Here is a 17882-nt window from a genome sequence, read left to right as displayed (position 1 = left end):
CTATTCGCCTCGTAGCGATCGGTTCAGGGTCTCCGAAGGCAACTCTCCGAAAGCCTCTCTGTAGCTCGCTGCGAATTCGCTGAGATGCCAGAAACCATGCGCAAGCGCGCAGGACTTCACACTCCGGCCTGCTCGGCCGGTGCGCAGTTGCTTGCGTACCGACCAGAGGCGCAAGACCCGGCTATAGCGATGTGGGCTCATGCCGCAGATGGCCCGTGTCGCACTCTGGAGAGTCCGGACCGACACGCCCGCCTGTTCCGCCAGTTCGGTGGTCTTGTGCCAGATCATCAGATCGCGCCGAATCAGTTTTTCCATATCAGCCACGATCCGCCGATAATGCTCGGTGGTGGACGACGCAGGTGCGCTTGCGACACTGGACCAGATCGCCGCATCCATCGTGCTGAGCAGTGACCGTTCGACAATCGTTTGCGAAGCCGGCTCATTCAGGAAGTCCGGGTCATTTGCCGCGGTTTCAAGCGAGATCGAGATCAGACGGCGCAGCGAGGCAAGCACGTCCGGCGCCGGATTCAGCAAATGGCATCCATCGCTCAATTCAGGCAATGGCTCCCGCCCGGATGGACTGAAGTAGACCACCGCCAGCAGACGCCCCTCCGGCTCATGCACCAAGCAATCTGAACCGCCTTTTAGAATGACAACAGAACCGCCGGTCGATTGCCCGTTTATGCGGGCAGAGGTCACGTGATCCATCGGTACCACCACTGCGGCAGCATTGGTGAGCTGATAGCCGCGAATGATCCGGGGGAAGGTTTTCAACAGCGACAGGGTCAGGGTCGGCAAGGTGAGCCGGGCACGCATGATCGCGGTCGTCCCGACAGACAACGGCATGCTCGATGCGCCGGCGTATTTCTCGGTCTCACCGAAATGATCGATGTCATACGATTTGAGCTCGAGCGCCGAGGACGGCTTGAGATCCTGGAACGACATCAAGCGATCCGCCGCTATCTTTTGCATTGCCTCGCGAGCAGGGACTAGACGGCTTTGATCCATGTTCTGCTGCTTACCTGACGTTCTTCGTAGAGACGGCGACTTTAGCGCGGCGCAAACCACCCGGCGCTCTGGCCCCGGCGCGCCGCAGGTCGCGGGGCATTGAGAATGGCACGAACGATCAGAAGGTCGAGTGGATCTAAGTCGTAGTGCCGGAACATCTCGCTAATCAAAACAGCATATAGGCCAGCGTGTGTCGCGCGACCGTTCCGATAACGTCTGTGCGTTGCCGCATGAATCGGAAACCAACTTTCGCATTGTAAACGAAGGCTCTGCGAACGGACCGTCCGCCCTACCCAAATTGAGCATGCGACCAGTGGACACCCTCAACCGGGCCAAGCAGCTCGCGGATGAGGTTACATGTGAGGCAGCGAGCATTCCGGCCAGGCGGCCATTCCTTCGTGGAAGCGGCCCGGAGAGCTCGCTGGCCGAATGAATGAGGGTGAGGCGTCCAACCTAACTCGATCGGCCGCAGCGCGATTAGGTATTATATTACCTAGCTTGGCGACGACGCCTGAATTGGGCTTCGCATCCTCTGCTGACGGTGCGTCGCTCCGGCGCTGTTAAGCGATTGATCCTTTGGAGGTCGAAACCGCTTCCGGGCCATGCTAAGGCCTGCGGCAATTCGTTCCCTGCTTGCCCTGCCCGGTTCCACCGGGACGATGGACCCCGAGATGACCGCGACTGCCACCTCAAATGCTGCCGGCTCCGCCTGGGCGGACACGCTGCTGCTGTCGTTCGCGCAGGCCGGCTATGTCAGGGCCGAGCCCGCCATCCTGCAGCCGGCCGAACCGTTCCTGGATCTCTCCGGCGAGGACATCCGCAAGAGCCTGTACCTGACCACGGACCTATCCGGCGATGAGCTCTGCCTGCGCCCGGACCTGACCATACCGGTGGCCCGCGATTACCTCAGCTCTGGCCGTGCCGGCCAGCCGGCCGGGTTCAGTTATCTCGGCCCGGTGTTCCGCTACCGCAGCGGCCAGAGCAGCGAATTCCTGCAGGCCGGCATCGAGTCGTTCGGCCGCCAGGACCGCGCCGCGGCCGATGCCGAAATGCTGGCGCTGGCGCTGGAGGCGACCGCCGCCTTCGGCGTTCGCGACGTCGAGATCCGCACCGGCGACGTGGCGCTGTTCAACGCGCTGCTCGACGCGCTCGACCTCTATCCGGTCTGGCGCCGCCGCCTGGTCAAGGATTTCAACCGCAAGATCAGCCTGGAGCAAGATCTCGAGCGGCTGGCAGCCGCGACCACCGCGACCCGCAGCGAATATGAGGGCGTGCTCGCGGCGCTCGCCGGCTCCGACCGCAAGGCAGCGCTCGCTTTCGTAACCGACCTCATGTCGATCGCCGGCACCACCAATGTCGGCGGCCGCACCACCGCCGAGATTGCCGACCGCTTCCTCGAGCAGTCGACGCTGAAGGGCGGCGCGCTGCCGCGCGAGGCCATCGCCGTGCTCAAACGTTTCCTGTCGATATCGGGTAACCCCGATGACGCCGTGGCCGAGCTGCGCGCGCTCACCAATGATGCGAAGCTCGACCTCAGTGCTGCGATCGACCAGTTCGAAAGCCGGGTCGGCTTCATGGCCGCGCGCGGCATCGATGTGAAGGCGACGCGCTTTTCCACCGCGTTCGGGCGCGGGCTCGACTACTACACCGGCTTCGAATTCGAGCTGCATCACCGCGGCAACGGCGCCGAGCCGCTGGTTGCCGGCGGCCGCTATGACGGATTGATGACCCAGCTTGGATCGGCCGAGCCGATCCCCGCGGTCGGTTTCTCGGTCTGGGTGGATGCGCTGACCCGGATCGGCCGCAAGGTGGGAGCTTAAGTCATGAGCGCGCCATTCGTTCTGGCCGTTCCGTCCAAGGGCCGCCTTCAGGAAAATACCGAGGCCTTCTTCGCCCGCGCCGGGCTGAAGCTGTCGAAGGCGGGCGGCGCCCGCGACTATCGCGGCACGCTCGCTGGCCTCGACAATGTCGAGGTCGCCTATCTCTCGGCGAGCGAAATCGCCTCGCAACTGTCCCGCGGCTCGGCGCATCTCGGCGTCACTGGCGAGGATCTGGTGCGGGAGACCATCGCGGACGCCGACAAGCGCGTCTCCCTGATCGAAGGCCTCGGCTTCGGCTATGCCGACGTCGTCGTCGCGGTGCCGCAGGCGTGGATCGACGTCCGCACCATGGCCGACCTCGACGACGTCACCACCGGCTTCCGCGAGCAGCATCACATGCGGATGCGGGTCGCAACCAAGTTCATCAATCTCACCCGCGCCTTCTTCCAGAGCCAAGGCATCACCGATTACCGCATCGTCGAAAGCACGGGCGCGACCGAAGGCGCACCGGCCGCCGGCAGCGCCGAGTTGATCGTCGATATCACCACGACCGGCGCGACGCTCGCCGCCAACGGATTGCGGGTGCTCGACGACGGCGTGATCCTGCGCAGCCAGGCCAATCTGGTCGCCTCAAGGGACGCCGATTGGTCGCCGCAAGCGCGGGAGACCGCGCGAATCATCCTCGATCACATCGCGGCGCGGGCGCGGGCCAACAAATACCGCGAAGTCCGCACCCGCTTCCGCCAGTGCGACGCGGCCATGCTCACCGAGGCCCATGAGCGCTTCGGCGTCGAAGCCCCGTTCGGCGGACCGACCTCGTCAGGCATGCTCACGCTGCACTGCCCGCCGGGCCAGCTCTATGCACTCGCGAGCTTCCTGCGCGGGCATGGCGCCGAGACCGTCTCGGTGGTTTCGCTGGATTACGTGTTCGACCGGGAGAACCCGCTGTTCGCCAGGCTCGAGGCGTTCCTGCGGCAGTGAGCCCAAAGTTTGTTGAGCAATTCCGTTCAGCGTAGCGACAGCAAACGGCAGCTACCATATGCTGTTGAGATGACCTTGAACGCCTCTGGAACCTTGATCGATGACGCTGGGCTCTGACGTTTCCGGCATGACGACCAACGCGGCAAGCGCCGCCGCGAAGGGGCTGTCGATTGTCGTCCCGCTCTACAACGAAGCCGCGGGCCTCGCCGCCCTACACCAGCGCATCTGCGATCTCGCAAAGACCTTGCGGCAGCGCTATCGCTTGGCTTGCGAGGTCGTCTATGTCGACGACGGTAGCGCGGACGCGACGCTGTCGATCGCCCGCTCGCTGCCGGCCGACGCGGTCGACGTCCAGGTGGTGTCGCTGTCGCGCAATTTCGGCAAGGAGGCCGCGCTGATGGCTGGCCTCGACCATGCCCGGCTCGGCGCGGTGCTGTTCATGGACGGCGACGGCCAGCATCCGCCGTCGCTGGTCGAGCGACTGGTGCGGCACTGGATCGAGGACGGCTACGACGTCGTCTATACCGCCAAGGCGCATCGCGACAACGAGCCCTTCCTGCGGCGGCTCGCCGGGCGCGGCTTCTATGCGCTGATCAATTGGGGCGCGCGCCAGAAGATTCCCGAAGACGCCGGCGACTTCCGCCTGCTGTCGCCGCGCGCGGTCGCAGCACTGAGGCAGCTGCCCGAGCGCAACCGCTTCTTCAAGGGCCTCGCGAGCTGGATCGGCTTCCGCCAGATCCGCGTCGATTACGAGCCCGCGCCGCGCACCCATGGCGTGACGACCTTCAGCGCCGCACGCCTGCTTGGTCTTTCGATCGAAGGCGTCACCTCGTTCTCGGTGGCGCCGCTGCGCTTCGCCAGCCTGCTCGGCGTGATCCTCGCCGGCGGAGCGTTCCTGTTCGGTCTGTCGATCCTCTGGGAGGTCTTGACCACCGGCAAGCAGGTGCCCGGCTATCCCTCACTCGTGATCGGCCTGATGACGATCGGCGGCGTGCAGCTCATCATGATCGGCATCGTCGGCGAATATATCGGCAAGATCCTCTCCGAGCTGAAGGCGCGCCCGATCTACTTCGTCGCCGAGCACAGTGAAAAGCATTTCGAAACCGAGAAGGCCCAGGACGCTTCAAGCCTGGACGCCTCGAAGAGGACGGCGGCCGAATGAGCGCGGCCGCGCCGCTGCGGCGGATCTGGCTCTGCGCCGACGATTACGGCATCAGCCCGGGCGTCAATCGCGCCATCCGCGACCTGATCGAACGCGGCCGTCTCAACGCTACCTCGGTGATGATGGTGGGACCTGCGGTCGAGCGCAGCGAGATCGAAGCGCTCCAGGCGGCAGCGCAAGCGAGCCCACGCTGCGCGATCGGATTGCACGTGACGTTGTCGGCACCGTTCCGGCCGCTCACCATGCATTTCCGTCCGCTCGACGGCGACATGTTTCTCCCGTTTCCGAAGCTGCTGCGCGCGGGTCTTGCGCGAAGGCTCGACCGCGAGTTCTTTCGCAACGAGGTCAAGGCGCAGCTGGCAGCCTTCGCGAAAGCGTTCGGACGCGCGCCTGACTTCGTCGACGGCCATCAGCATGTGCAGCTCTACCCGCAGGTGCGCGACGGCTTTGTCGATGCGGTGAGCGAAGTCGCGCCAAAAGCCTGGGTGCGCCAGGGCGGCCGCGACCTGCCGCTGATGCAGCGGCTGGCCTCACCGAAAGCCATGGTGCTCGACATTCTCAGCGCGCAATTCCGCCGCCGTGCCGTCAGCGCGGGCCTCAGCTTCAATCCCGGCTTCGCCGGCGCCTATGATTTCACGCGGGCGGCCGATTTCGGCGAGCTGATGCGGCAATTTCTCGAAGGCCTGCCGGATGGCGGCCTCGTGATGTGTCATCCCGGCTTCGTCGACGAAATTCTCACCGGGCTCGACCCGATGACGGATGTCCGCGAACGCGAGCACTCCTATCTCGCCGGCGATGCCTTTGCGCGCCTGCTGACGGACAGCGGCGTCACGCTGGGGTAAAACCGGCGAAGTTTGCGAGAAAGCCGCCCCGCGGGGCAGCTTGTCGCATACCGAAATTTAATCCAGCCGGCACTGTTGGGGCCACAATGGAACCCTACATCTGCCTCGCGCTTGTTTTGCGCGAGGGAGACTGACCATGACGCCGCAGGAACGCCAGCTCGTCGACGAGCTTTTCGACCGGCTTTCGAAACTGGAAAATGCACCGCGCGATCCCGACGCGATCGCCGCGATCTCCGACGGCCTGCGCAAGGCGCCCGGCGCCATCTATGCGCTGGTGCAGACCGTGCTGTTGCAGGACGAGGCGCTGAAGCGTGCTCACAACCGCATCCAAGAGCTGGAGGCGGCGCAGGCGCCCGAGCAGGCGCAGTCCGGCGGTTTCCTGGACACCATGCGCGACACGCTATTCGGCGGGGGCCCGTCGCGCGGCTCGGTTCCGAACGTGCCGCCGCGTGACTCGCGGCCGGTATGGAACAGCGGCCAGGCGATGCAGCAGCCCCAGCCGGGCTATGGCCAACCACCGTACGGGCAGGCCTACGGCCAAGGACCGGGTCAGGGCTATGGTGCGCCGCCGATCGGCGGTGGCGGTGGCTCGTTCCTCGGCACGGCGGCGGCCGCCGCGGCCGGCGTCGTCGGCGGCTCGCTGCTGCTCTCCAGCATCCGCGGCATGATGGGCGGATCGCATCAGCAGGCCTTCGGCGACACCAATGCCCTGGGCGATCGCAGCCCCTGGACCGGCAGCGATCAGTCCGGCGGCTCGCTCGCGCGCGATGCCGGCCTCGACGACATCGGCTCGAACCGCGGCGATGCTTCCCGGCAGGGCTTCGCCGACCACGCTTCGAACGACGACCAGAATTACAACGATCAGAACGACAATGACGGCGGCAATGTCGACCTCGCCGACGACGGCGATTTCGGCGGCGGAGATGATGGCGGCAGCGATTACGCCTGACGCTTCTTATCCTTGCTCCAAACGAGAACGGCCGCCGATGAGGCGGCCGTTTTTGGTTCCGAGCGCTATGCGCCTACATCACCACGACCTTGGTGCCGACGTTGACGCGGCCGTAGAGATCGATGACGTCCTCGTTGCGCATGCGAATGCAGCCCGAGGAGACGTTGGTACCGATGGTCCAAGGCTCGTTGGAGCCGTGGATACGGTAGAGCGTCGAGCCGAGATACATCGCGCGCGCACCGAGCGGATTTTCGGGGCCGCCTTCCATATGCCTCGGCAGGTCAGGACGGCGCGCGATCATTTCCGCCGGCGGCGTCCAGGCCGGCCATTCGCGCTTGGCCGTGATCGACTTCACGCCGGACCAGGTGAAGCCGGGGCGGCCGACGCCGATGCCGTAGCGCATCGCGCGGCCGTTGCCCTCGACGAGGTAGAGGAATTTGTTCGGCGTATCGACCACGATCGTGCCGGCGCTTTCGTTGCCGCTATAGTCAACGAGTTGTTTCTCGAATTTCGGATCGAACTGACGCTGCCGCGGGTCGACCGCCTCCTGCTGGAGACCTGCGTCCTGCATCTGCGGTTCGCCCATCGGCGGCAGGCGGCGCTGGTCATAATAACCCGGCTGCTGCTGATACACCGGCTGCTGCGGAGCGTAGGCCGGACCGCGACCGGGCCCGTCACCGAAGATGAACTCGATGAAGCCGCCGCCCATGTTCGAATTGGACGCGACGCGAACCGGCGCAGGCGGCACCTGCGGCTGGTACAGCACCGCGGGCGGATCGTTCGGCACGCTATTGTCGAAGGCGCTGGCGCTGTTGACGCCGGCAAGGAAGGTGCAAGCGCTGCCAAGCAGCGCAACAGACATTTTCTTGAACATCGACGTACTCTGTACTGTTTCGTCTAGATCACATGCGTCGTGGCGAGGTGATGGCTGATCCGCACCCGCGACGTGGTCAATAAAGAGCAAAAGCCGTTTTGTTTGGTAAACGGAAACGCCATTTCGATTCACCACGTCGTCGGCAGCGGCGCAATTTGGCGATCAGCGTTTATTTTCGATGAACGCCGCGCACGCATGGTTAATCGCTCGTTTGCAAGCCGTCGCGCACAGCCGTACGACAGTTCCGGCTGTGAACTTCGTGTTAAATCGCTTCTGCCTACAAAGACGCGTGAGTGAGGTGGGGGGAGTTCTTGATGGCTATTCACCGCAAACGTTTTCGTGTCGAGGAGGCTATTGTCGGCGAGATGCCCAGCCCCGAAATGATTGAGGAGGCTGCGCCGATGCATAGCGAGATCATGGCCGAGTTGCGTGCGATCCGCACGCAGATGGCGAAGGGCACCGCGCCGTTGTCCGGCAGCGCCGCCATGGCGGCGATCGACGCCTCCACCGCCCACGAGCTCTCGGAAGCCCGTACCATGCTCGATACTTACCGAGCGCAGATCGAGCAGTGCGAGAAGCTGAAGGTCGAGCTCGACCTCATCCACGACGCCATCGACCGCACCAAGCGCGAGATCGCGACACTGCATGGCAAGAGCTTCGACGGCGGCGAAATGGCCAAGGTCAATGGCGAGCTCGGCGCGGTCGTCGGCGGTACCGAACAGGCGACCCAGCAGATCCTCGAAGCCGCCGAGTCGATCGACCAGGCGGCCAGCGCGATGGCCAAGGTGCAATCGGCCGATCAGCAGAAGCGGCTCGCCGACGATATCCAGGAACGCGTCATCTCGATCTTCGAAGCCTGCAACTTCCAGGACCTGACTGGTCAGCGCATCAGCAAGGTCATGAGCACGATGAAGTTCATCGAGCAGCACATCAATTCCATGATGGAAATCTGGGGCGGCGTCGACGCGATCAAGTCCCACGTCGTGCCGCAGGTCGACACCCGCAGCGATGACGACAAGCTTCTCAACGGCCCGAAGCTCGCAGGCGACGTCGGCCACGCCTCGCAGGACGACATCGACGCGCTGTTCGACTGAACGGACGCGACGCTCTGAATAACGAAACGCCGGCGCAAGCCGGCGTTTTTTTGTTGTCTATCGTCCCCCGCTGTCATCGTCCGCGCAGGCGGACGATCCAGTATTCCAGAGACGGCAATGATTGAGCCGAGAAGCCGCGGCGTACTGGATGTCCGCCTGCCGCCTACGCTAAAGCTTCGGCGCCCCTGGACCTCAACCCCGGCGAAGCCTTGGCGTAGCCGGGTCGCGGGGCATGACGAAGGATAGAGACTACGCCCTCGGCGCGCAGCGGACGTAGACCATGTTGCCGTAGCGGGTGGCGGCGTCCTTGTCGATGAAGCGGGTGATGAGGACGCGGCCGTCGAAGGAGACGATCTCGCGGTCCTGGTCGCCGGGCGTCGGACCTGCCGGCCCGATATAGTTCTTGCCGCTCGGCGAGCCCTTCAGGCGCAGCTCCTGCGGTGTTGCCTGGTCGGCCAGATGCATGATCACGCCGCCGGAGGAGCCGGCCGTGATCACGTAAGGATTTTTGCATTGGGCCCGGGCGGCAGCCTCGGTGCGGGCGCGGTCGGCCGGGTTCTGGAACGAGGCCAGGCCCCAGCGCCCGACGATCTCGTCGGCGCGGATCGACGCGGGCATTTCCGGACCGGTGCCGGGCTCGGCCTCGGGGGGCGGTGAGGACGAAGAAAAGGACGGCAGGCTCATGCCGCCGCCGCAGGCACCAAGCAGCAGCGCCAGGCAAGAAGCCGCCGCCAGATTGGCGACCGTGCGCGCGTGAGCTGAACTGATCATGGCATTCCCCCGGACAAAACCATGGCCGCACCCCTTACGCAGCCAAGCGCAAAACCGCTGCCGGAGCAATGACGTCCTTTAATACGCCGGCACCCCGAACAAGTTTCCAATGTCACCATCCTATATCCGTCTCACCAATCGCTTAACCACCTTTGCTTGACAGGATCGCGGCCAAGCCATATTCCCGGGCGCACCATTAGCACTCTGAAAGATGGATTGCTAACGCGCGCCGATCGATCCTCGGGAAGGGTGGACGGAAGCGCCGCCCGCCCACTTCCTCTCCTTCCGAAGCGAGCCTCCAAAGGGAAACGTCATGACTAAATCCAAATTTCGTCCGCTGCATGACCGTGTCGTGGTCAAACGTATCGACGCCGAGTCAAAGACCAAGGGCGGCATCATCATTCCGGACACGGCCAAGGAAAAGCCGTCCCAGGGCGAAGTCGTCGCCGTCGGCCCCGGTGGTCGCGACGAGGCCGGCAAGCTGATCCCGATCGACCTCAAGGTCGGCGACCGTGTGCTGTTTGGCAAGTGGTCGGGCACCGAGGTCAAGATCGACAACGATGAGCTCCTGATCATGAAGGAGTCGGACATTATGGGCGTGATGGCCTAAGGCCAGACGCCTGAACGGCCGCTGAATGCATGCCCGGGTCACTCGATCCGGGCATGCATCATTCCGCCGGGTTCGATCGCGGACCCCGGAATGAGGCGACCCAATTAGCAAGACACATCACGAAGAAGAGGAATTGCAGACCATGGCTGCCAAAGACGTCAAGTTTTCCGGAGACGCGCGCGAACGCATGCTGCGCGGCGTCGATATTCTCGCCAACGCCGTCAAGGTGACGCTCGGCCCGAAAGGCCGCAACGTGCTCATCGAGAAGTCGTTCGGCGCGCCCCGCATCACCAAGGACGGCGTCACCGTCGCCAAGGAGATCGAGCTCGAGGACAAGTTCGAGAACATGGGCGCCCAGATGGTGCGTGAGGTCGCCTCCAAGACCAACGACCTCGCCGGCGACGGCACCACCACCGCGACCGTGCTGGCCCAGTCCATCGTCCGCGAAGGCGCCAAGTCGGTTGCCGCCGGCATGAACCCGATGGACCTCAAGCGCGGCATCGACATCGCGGTCGCGGCCGTCGTCAAGGACATCGAGAAGCGCGCCAAGCCGGTCGCCGCCTCCTCCGAGGTCGCCCAGGTCGGCACCATTTCGGCCAACGGCGATGCCGCCATCGGCAAGATGATCGCGCAGGCGATGCAGAAGGTCGGCAACGAGGGCGTCATCACCGTCGAGGAGAACAAGTCACTCGACACCGAGGTGGACATCGTCGAGGGCATGAAGTTCGACCGCGGCTATCTCAGCCCCTACTTCGTCACCAACCCCGAGAAGATGACGGCCGAGCTCGAGGACGCTTACATCCTCCTGCACGAGAAGAAGCTGTCCGGCCTGCAGGCCATGCTGCCCGTGCTGGAAGCCGTGGTGCAGTCGGGCAAGCCGCTCGTCATCATCGCCGAGGACGTCGAGGGCGAGGCGCTGGCCACCCTGGTCGTCAACCGCCTCCGTGGCGGCCTGAAGGTCGCCGCCGTCAAGGCGCCGGGCTTCGGCGACCGCCGCAAGGCCATGCTCGAGGACCTCGCGATCCTCACCGGCGGCCAGCTGATCTCCGAAGACCTCGGCATGAAGCTCGAGAGCGTGACGGTGAAGATGCTTGGGCGCGCGGGCAAGGTTGTGATCGACAAGGAGAACACCACGATCGTCAAGGGCGCCGGCAGGAAGCCGGAGATCGAGGCCCGCGTCGGCCAGATCAAGGCCCAGATCGAGGAAACCACCTCGGATTACGACCGTGAGAAGCTCCAGGAGCGCCTCGCCAAGCTCGCAGGCGGCGTCGCGGTGATCCGCGTCGGCGGTGCCACCGAGATCGAGGTCAAGGAGAAGAAGGACCGCGTCGAGGATGCGCTCAACGCCACTCGCGCCGCGGTGCAGGAAGGCATCGTCCCCGGCGGCGGCGTCGCGCTGCTCCGCGCCAAGAAGGCGGTCGGCCGTCTGACCAACGCCAATGCCGACGTCCAGGCCGGCATCAACATCGTGCTGAAGGCACTGGAAGCCCCGATCCGCCAAATCTCCGAGAACGCGGGCGTGGAAGGCTCGATCGTCGTCGGCAAGATCCTGGAGAACAAGTCCGAGACCTTCGGCTTCGACGCCCAGACCGAGGAGTATGTCGACATGGTCGAGAAGGGCATCATCGACCCCGCCAAGGTGGTGCGTACCGCGCTCCAGGACGCCGCATCGATCGCCGGTCTGCTGGTGACCACCGAGGCCATGGTCGCGGAGTCGCCGAAGAAGGAAGCCGCCTCCGGCATGCCGGCCGGTGGCGGTATGGGCGGCTTCTAAGGCCGAACCTCGCCTGACAGTGCTGCGAAGGCCGCCTCCGGGCGGCCTTCTTTTTGCCGATCATGGCCCGTGCTTTCCAATTCAACCGGCGGCCAAAACCCACTACGGTGACGGCCGATTCGAATTGTTTGGGCCTGATCTCGTCGGAAAACCGCTTCACACTTTCCGGATCATGCCCACTTTGCCCGGGGATTTCGTCGATGCGCGCGCTTGTGTTTTGCTCCACGGCCGTTCTGGCGGCTCTGCTTGCAGGTTCGCCAGAGGTCGCATCCGCCCAGATGAAGCTGGCGCCGAAGGCCACGGCGCCCGGCGGCGTCGAGACGCGCTATTTCACCTCGATCGACGGGCTGATGGACGGCAATGCCGACGTGATCTTGAAAGAGACACGCCAGGGCAAGACCGTCACCGCAGCCGTGCTCGACGTCTGCTATCCCGTCGCGAAGAATTCCGACCGCAAGGACCGCTTCGTCGTCAATCTCCAGGTCGCGGGCCAGAACCTGACGGGTACGACGCAGAGCCTCGGCGCGAAGGCGCCGGTCACAGTCAAGCTGCTGCGCAAACAGGCCGGAGACACGTTCGAATTCCGCGGCCAGATCAGCATTGGCCAGACCGTGACCGAGGTCACCTCGCCCGACAATTCCGATCTCAGCGAGAAGGAATTCCTCGACAACCAGACCTCCGACGACGGCATCACGCCGCAGCCGAAGGACTTCACCGACGTCTCGCCGGAAGCGATCGCGGTCAAGGTCAAGCTGGATGCCGCGACCGAGTTCCTGAAGAGCCTGAAGGGCCAGGACGTCGAGGTGACGCTGGCGAGTCTCACCGTCGGCTGCGACGCGCTGCGCGCGGGCGAGCAGACCATCAACATGTCGGTCGATCCGGAGCGCGCCGGCGCGCTGCTGGCGAAATTCAAGGCGACGCCCGGCGTCACCGCCGCGGGCTGGACCGCGGGCATGACCGAGATGGACCGCACCATCCGCATTGCCGCCGCCGATTGGCGCGAGGGCGACAAGATCAACCGCGACAAGCTCGCGGCCGCGGTGGCTGGCGTGCTGAGCAGGACGCTCGCGGCAAAGCCGGTCTCGCAAAGCTTCAACCCGGCGACCGGCAAGCTCAAGCTGGTGTTCAAGCGACCGAACCAGGATTTTCCCGCGCTCGAGCTCACCGACACGATCGAGGTCGCGGGCCTCGTCTCGCCCGACAAGCCCGGCACGACCGACAAGCTCATGCTCTGGATCGGGAGTCCCGCGACCACGACCACTGACGAGAGCAGCGGCGCCAAGCTCAATCTCTCGGACGAAGCGACCGCGGACGAGGAAGGCGATCAGCCCGACGACAACGGTTCGGTCGAGGCGCTCACCAAGGAACTGAAAGGCCAGCGCTGGGACGCCGACAAGTCGGTGTGGAAGTGATGTAGCCCGCATATCAACTCTCGGTCGTCGCCCGGCTTGACCGGGCGATCCAGTACTCCGAGAAGGTTTTGATGAATCGAGAAGCCGCGGCGTACTGGATTCCCCGCCTGCCGCCTGTGCTAAAGCTTCGGCGCCCCTGGACCTCAACCCCGGCGAAGCCTTGGCGTAGCCGGGTCGCGGGGAATGACAGCAGGGGCTAATTGCCGTTGACGCGAAAGCGCAGCGGCTTGGGGCCGACGAGCGTGAGCACGTCACCCTGGCGCTTCCAGGTCTCGACACTGCCCAGGGCTGCAACGAGATCGTCGTCGGCCTGGGCCCTTGCCGGCGGGCAGGAGCGGTCCTGGATCTGGCCGGGGACGAAGATCACGGTGTTGCCGGCAACCGAGAACTGGCCCTTGCCGCCCTTGCACCAGAGCTCCAGCACGACTTCGCCATTGTCGCCGATCTCGATGTTCGGAATCCGCTTCGAGCCCGGCTGCGGCAGCGCCTCCAGCGTCATCTCGGTGCCGAACGGAAAACCGTCCTCCGCACGCGCGAGCGTGGACATCGCGAGCGTTGCAACCGCCGCACACACCATCTGCCTGAACGAAACCATGAGACCTCTCGACCGACGTGATTTGCGGCACCTTCTATAAGACGGCGGCGCCGTTGAGAAGGTTCGCCCATGGGCCACGCAAAAATCCCCGCGAGGAGCAACCTCGCGGGGATTTGGCTTGAAGCCGGGCGTGGCCTGCTACTTCAGGACCATCGCCGTGAACGGCCAGACATAGGCCTGCAGCGTCACGAACACGCCGACCAACGAGGCCAGCACGATCGAGTGCCAGAACACGAAGCGCAGGATCGTGCCCTCGTGCCCGTACCAATTCGTCGCGGTGGACGCGACCACGATCGACTGGGCGTCGATCATCTTGCCCATCACGCCGCCGGACGAGTTCGCCGCAGCCATCAGGATCGGCGACAGACCAAGCTGCTCGGAGGTGATCTTCTGAAGATTTCCGAACAGAACGTTGGAAGCGGTATCCGATCCCGTTAGCGCCACGCCCAACCAGCCGAGCAGCGTGCCGAAGAAGGGATAGAGCACGCCGGTTGCAGCAAAGGCGAGACCGAGCGTCGCGTCCACGCCGGAGAGCCGCGTCAGCGTGCCAATCGCGAGCATCGCCGAGATCGTGATCAGCGAGATCGCGCAAAGCCGGATGGTGCGCCCGTATTCCGTCAAGAGCCGGCCAGGACCGACGCCCATCAGGAAGCCTGAGATGATCGCCGCAATCAGCATGCCGGTGCCGGTGAACGAGAGATAGGTGAAGCCGAACACCGCGCTCTCTTTCGTCGGCCCCGGCGCGACCGGCGGCATCTTGTTGATCATCTGATGCAGCTCGGGAACGGGATAGTTCCAGGTGAAGATCGAGTTCGCCCAGGTCTTGAATCCACCATTGCCCCAGATCAGCATCACGATGCAGACGATGATCCACGGCAGCAGCGCGCTGAACAGCTCGCTCTGCGTCAGCGGCGTCTTGTCCATCGGTTTTGCCGCGGCCATGGTGGCGGCCGATTCATCGCGGCCGCGCAGCGCCGGCGACAGCCAGAGCTGCCTGGGCTGCCAGACCTTCAGGAACAGGATCAGCGCCCCCATCGAGATCAGCGACGCCCCGATGTCGACGATCCAGGGATTGACGTAGTTCGAGATCACGAATTGCGGGACCGCGAACGACACGCCGGTGACCAGGATCGCCGGCCAGACGTCCTTCATGCCCTTCCAGCCCGCGAACGCCCACACCACCCAGAACGGCACGATCAGCGAGAAGAACGGCAATTGCCGGCCGACCATCGCGCCGAGGATGTAGGGATCAAGCCCGGTCACCGAGGCAAGGCCTTGGATCGGCGTGCCCAGCGCCCCATAAGCGACCGGCGCGGTGTTGGCGATCAGCGACAGGCCGCTTGCTGCAAGCGGCGAGAAGCCGAGGCCGATCAGGACGGCGCCCGTGATCGCGACCGGCGTGCCGAAGCCCGAGGCGCCTTCGAAGAAGGCGCCGAACGAGAACGCGATCAGCAGCAATTGCAGCCGCCGGTCCTCGGTGACGCCGCCGACCGCGCGCTTGAGCAATTCGAAGCGCCCGGTGCTCACCGTCACCTGGTAGAGGAAGATGACGTTGAGAACGATCCAGCCGATCGGGAAGAACCCGGTGACGATGCCCAGCACCGAGGCGCGGATCGACATGTTCGCCGGCATGGTGAAGACGAAGATCGTGATCAAATTGGCCACGATCACAGCGATGACCGCTGCGATATGAGCCTGGACCCGTCCGCTCGCGATCAGGACCAGCAATGTGACGACAGGGACTGCCGCCGCGATCGTCGACAGCACGGGGCTGTGCAACGGGTCATAAACTTGATTCCACATGATCTTCCTCCCCCACGCATGTGTGCTGCAGGCGGCCCGCGTGGACAGCCGATCCTGCTTGACGCTGAAGCGATAACCCCCGAGCTGGACGCGAATTCCTCGCGAATGCAGCGGTTCCCGTCCGCTCACAAGCTCGCGAAATCCCGAAGGCCCCCACCCCGCGCCGTCGAGCCCCATGCTAGGGTTGCAAGCTGCGACAAGCCAACGCAAATTGCAGGACTTGCGACTTTAGTCTAAGCGCGCCGATTTCCGCCGTCGTCCCAAGTCTTTGGCCCCGGGCAGTTGTGCACATCCCTCAGGAGACAGAGCTCTGTGAAGAACATCAGCGCCACGCTCGCGATCGTCTGGCGAATCGCCGCCCCCTATTTCCGGTCGGAGGACAAATGGGCCGGCCGCGGCCTGCTTGCCGCAGTCATCGCGATGGAGCTGGCGCTGGTCGCGATCGACGTCCTGGTCAATCAATGGCAGAACCGGTTCTACAGCTCACTGCAGGCAAGTGACTGGGATAGCTTCGTCAGGGAGATCTGGATCTTCATCGGCCTCGCCTCCGCCTTCATCGCGCTGGCGGTCTACAAGCTGTACCTGAACCAGTGGCTCCAGATCCGCTGGCGGCAATGGCTGACCCGGCACTATTTGGGCGAATGGCTGCAAGGCGCCACCCACTACCGCATGCAGCTTAAGGGCGATGCGGCCGACAACCCGGACCAGCGCATCACCGAGGACGTCAAGAACTTCGTCGAGCAGACCCTGACCATCGGGCTCGGCCTGCTCTCGTCGATCGTGACGCTGTTCTCCTTCGTGATCATCCTCTGGGGGCTTTCCAACGCTGCGCCGTTGCACCTGTTCGGCGCCGACCTCATGATCCCCGGATATCTGTGCTGGGGCGCGCTGGTCTACGCGATCTTCGGCACCGCGCTGACGCACTGGATCGGTGCCCCGCTGGTCAATCTCAATTTCGAGCAGCAGCGCTTCGAGGCCGACTTCCGCTTCAACCTCGTCCGCGTCCGCGAGAATTCCGAGCAGATCGCGCTGCTCAAGGGCGAAGGCGCCGAGCGCGGCCGGCTGCTGGACCGCTTCGGCTTCGTGATCGGCAATTGGTATGCCATCATGAGCCGCACCAAGCGCCTCACCGCGTTCACCGCGAGCTATCAGCAGGCCGCCGTGATCTTTCCCTACGTGCTGGTGGCGCCGGCCTTCTTCGCCAAGAAGATCCAGCTTGGCGACATGATGCAGACCGCCTCCGCCTTCTCGAGCGTACAGGGCGCATTGTCGTTCTTCGTCACGGCGTACCGATCGCTGGCGGAATGGCGCTCGATCGTCGCCCGCCTCGACGGCTTCGAGATGTCGGTCGATGCGGCCGCGCACCTGCCGCCGCACGAGCCTGCGATCGCCCTCAAGGCCGCCGGCGGCAATCGCAATATCACCCTCGAACAGCTCTGCGTGAACCTGCCGAGCGGCACGCCGCTGGTCGCCACCGACGCCTTCTCCGTCCAGACGCCGGAGCGCGTGCTGGTGACCGGACCGTCGGGCTCCGGCAAGTCGACGCTGTTCCGCGCCATCGCCGGCATCTGGCCGTTCGGCACCGGCACCATCTTCGTCCCGGAAAAAGCGAAGCTGATGATGCTGCCCCAGCGCCCCTATTTCCCGGTCGGCGTGTTGCGCGACGCGGTGGTCTATCCGGCCGCGCCGGGCGCATTTGAAACTGCACGCGTCAGGGACGCGCTGATCGCGGTCGGCCTGCCCGACCTCGCCGAGCGGCTTGAGGAGGACGGTCATTGGAACCGGATGCTGTCGCTGGGCGAGCAGCAGCGCCTCGGGCTCGCCCGCGCGCTGCTGCACGCGCCGGACTATCTGTTCCTGGACGAGGCCACGGCCTCGCTGGACGAGCCGTCCGAGGCCCGCCTGTACCGGCTGCTGGCGGAGAAGCTGCCACAGGCCACCCTCGTCTCGATCGGCCACCGCTCGACGCTGGAAGCCTTCCATACCCGCAAGGTGACGATGGTGAAGCACGGCGCGATCCACGTCCTCGGTGACGGTGGTGTGCCGGTCGAGAAGGAGCCGAGCGCGGCACGCTGAGACGGCCCGACGAAGCTCTGAGGCTATGGCCCTTGGTTGCGGCCGTGCTTCGAGACGCCCGCCTTTTTCGGCCTTCAGGATGAGGTCTGTCCTCGCGGTGAGATCTGTGAC

15 protein-coding genes are annotated in these 17882 nt (G+C 64.6%); 10 read left to right on the top strand and 5 right to left on the bottom strand.

All coding sequences use genetic code 11. The features are described from left to right. Entirely contained in the window at positions 1 to 945 is a 945-nt protein-coding gene (locus IVB42_RS23430) for a helix-turn-helix domain-containing protein (RefSeq protein WP_240543985.1), read from the bottom strand. A gap of 734 nt (positions 946 to 1679) precedes the next feature. Here IVB42_RS23430 and IVB42_RS23425 point away from each other — a divergent pair. The 5 genes from IVB42_RS23425 to IVB42_RS23405 all read left to right on the top strand — a co-directional run bounded on the left by IVB42_RS23425 (position 1680) and on the right by IVB42_RS23405 (position 6762). Continuing rightward, complete coding sequence (locus IVB42_RS23425) at positions 1680 to 2828, top strand: ATP phosphoribosyltransferase regulatory subunit (RefSeq protein ID WP_026232531.1); 1149 nt, start codon at positions 1680 to 1682, stop codon at positions 2826 to 2828. Positions 2829 to 2831: 3 nt separating this feature from the next. After that, complete coding sequence (gene hisG / locus IVB42_RS23420; RefSeq protein WP_018453440.1) at positions 2832 to 3809, top strand: ATP phosphoribosyltransferase; 978 nt, start codon at positions 2832 to 2834, stop codon at positions 3807 to 3809. A gap of 100 nt (positions 3810 to 3909) precedes the next feature. After that, the gene (locus tag IVB42_RS23415; RefSeq protein ID WP_018453439.1) at positions 3910 to 4971 is read left to right on the top strand and encodes a glycosyltransferase family 2 protein; all 1062 of its coding nucleotides are present in this window, start codon (positions 3910 to 3912) and stop codon (positions 4969 to 4971) included. Further along, positions 4968 to 5813, top strand: a complete 846-nt coding sequence (locus IVB42_RS23410) for a ChbG/HpnK family deacetylase (RefSeq protein ID WP_018453438.1) — start codon at positions 4968 to 4970, stop codon at positions 5811 to 5813. Before IVB42_RS23415 ends, IVB42_RS23410 begins: the two co-directional genes overlap by 4 nt. A gap of 136 nt (positions 5814 to 5949) precedes the next feature. Then, positions 5950 to 6762, top strand: a complete 813-nt coding sequence (locus IVB42_RS23405) for a DUF2076 domain-containing protein (RefSeq protein WP_018453437.1) — start codon at positions 5950 to 5952, stop codon at positions 6760 to 6762. 73 nt (positions 6763 to 6835) lie between these two features. Here the strand turns inward: IVB42_RS23405 and IVB42_RS23400 are convergent, their stop codons facing one another. Continuing rightward, positions 6836 to 7636: a L,D-transpeptidase gene (locus IVB42_RS23400; protein ID WP_018453436.1), complete on the bottom strand. Its 801-nt coding sequence runs from the start codon at positions 7634 to 7636 to the stop codon at positions 6836 to 6838. Between the two features lie 314 nt (positions 7637 to 7950). Between IVB42_RS23400 and IVB42_RS23395 the strand changes: the two genes are divergently transcribed. Further along, entirely contained in the window at positions 7951 to 8730 is a 780-nt protein-coding gene (locus tag IVB42_RS23395; protein WP_018453435.1) for a protein phosphatase CheZ, read from the top strand. Between the two features lie 249 nt (positions 8731 to 8979). Here IVB42_RS23395 and IVB42_RS23390 read toward each other — a convergent pair whose 3' ends face one another. After that, entirely contained in the window at positions 8980 to 9501 is a 522-nt protein-coding gene (locus IVB42_RS23390; protein WP_018453434.1) for a hypothetical protein, read from the bottom strand. 313 nt (positions 9502 to 9814) lie between these two features. Between IVB42_RS23390 and IVB42_RS23385 the strand changes: the two genes are divergently transcribed. The 3 genes from IVB42_RS23385 (at position 9815) to IVB42_RS23375 (ending at position 13297) form a co-directional block, all read left to right on the top strand. Continuing rightward, positions 9815 to 10111, top strand: a complete 297-nt coding sequence (locus IVB42_RS23385; protein WP_007596954.1) for a co-chaperone GroES — start codon at positions 9815 to 9817, stop codon at positions 10109 to 10111. Positions 10112 to 10253: 142 nt separating this feature from the next. Continuing rightward, positions 10254 to 11885 carry a chaperonin GroEL gene (groL, locus tag IVB42_RS23380; RefSeq protein ID WP_018453433.1) on the top strand — a complete coding sequence of 544 codons (1632 nt, stop codon included), beginning with the start codon at positions 10254 to 10256 and terminating at the stop codon, positions 11883 to 11885. Between the two features lie 200 nt (positions 11886 to 12085). Beyond that, positions 12086 to 13297: a hypothetical protein gene (locus IVB42_RS23375; RefSeq protein ID WP_247299347.1), complete on the top strand. Its 1212-nt coding sequence runs from the start codon at positions 12086 to 12088 to the stop codon at positions 13295 to 13297. Between the two features lie 196 nt (positions 13298 to 13493). Here the strand turns inward: IVB42_RS23375 and IVB42_RS23370 are convergent, their stop codons facing one another. Next, positions 13494 to 13892 (bottom strand): META domain-containing protein, encoded by a 399-nt coding sequence (locus IVB42_RS23370; RefSeq protein WP_018453431.1) that lies wholly within the window; start codon positions 13890 to 13892, stop codon positions 13494 to 13496. Between the two features lie 138 nt (positions 13893 to 14030). After that, positions 14031 to 15695, bottom strand: a complete 1665-nt coding sequence (locus IVB42_RS23365) for an L-lactate permease (protein ID WP_026232530.1) — start codon at positions 15693 to 15695, stop codon at positions 14031 to 14033. Positions 15696 to 16007: 312 nt separating this feature from the next. Here IVB42_RS23365 and IVB42_RS23360 point away from each other — a divergent pair, with 312 nt between their 5' ends. Continuing rightward, positions 16008 to 17771: an ABC transporter ATP-binding protein/permease gene (locus IVB42_RS23360; RefSeq protein WP_018453429.1), complete on the top strand. Its 1764-nt coding sequence runs from the start codon at positions 16008 to 16010 to the stop codon at positions 17769 to 17771. The last annotated feature ends 111 nt before the right edge of the window (positions 17772 to 17882 follow it).

Source organism: Bradyrhizobium sp. 45, from assembly GCF_023073155.1.
GTDB classification, from domain to species: domain Bacteria; phylum Pseudomonadota; class Alphaproteobacteria; order Rhizobiales; family Xanthobacteraceae; genus Bradyrhizobium; species Bradyrhizobium canariense_D.
The sequence above is the reverse complement of the archived record's forward strand: the minus strand, read 5'-3'. Positions and strand labels throughout refer to the sequence as shown.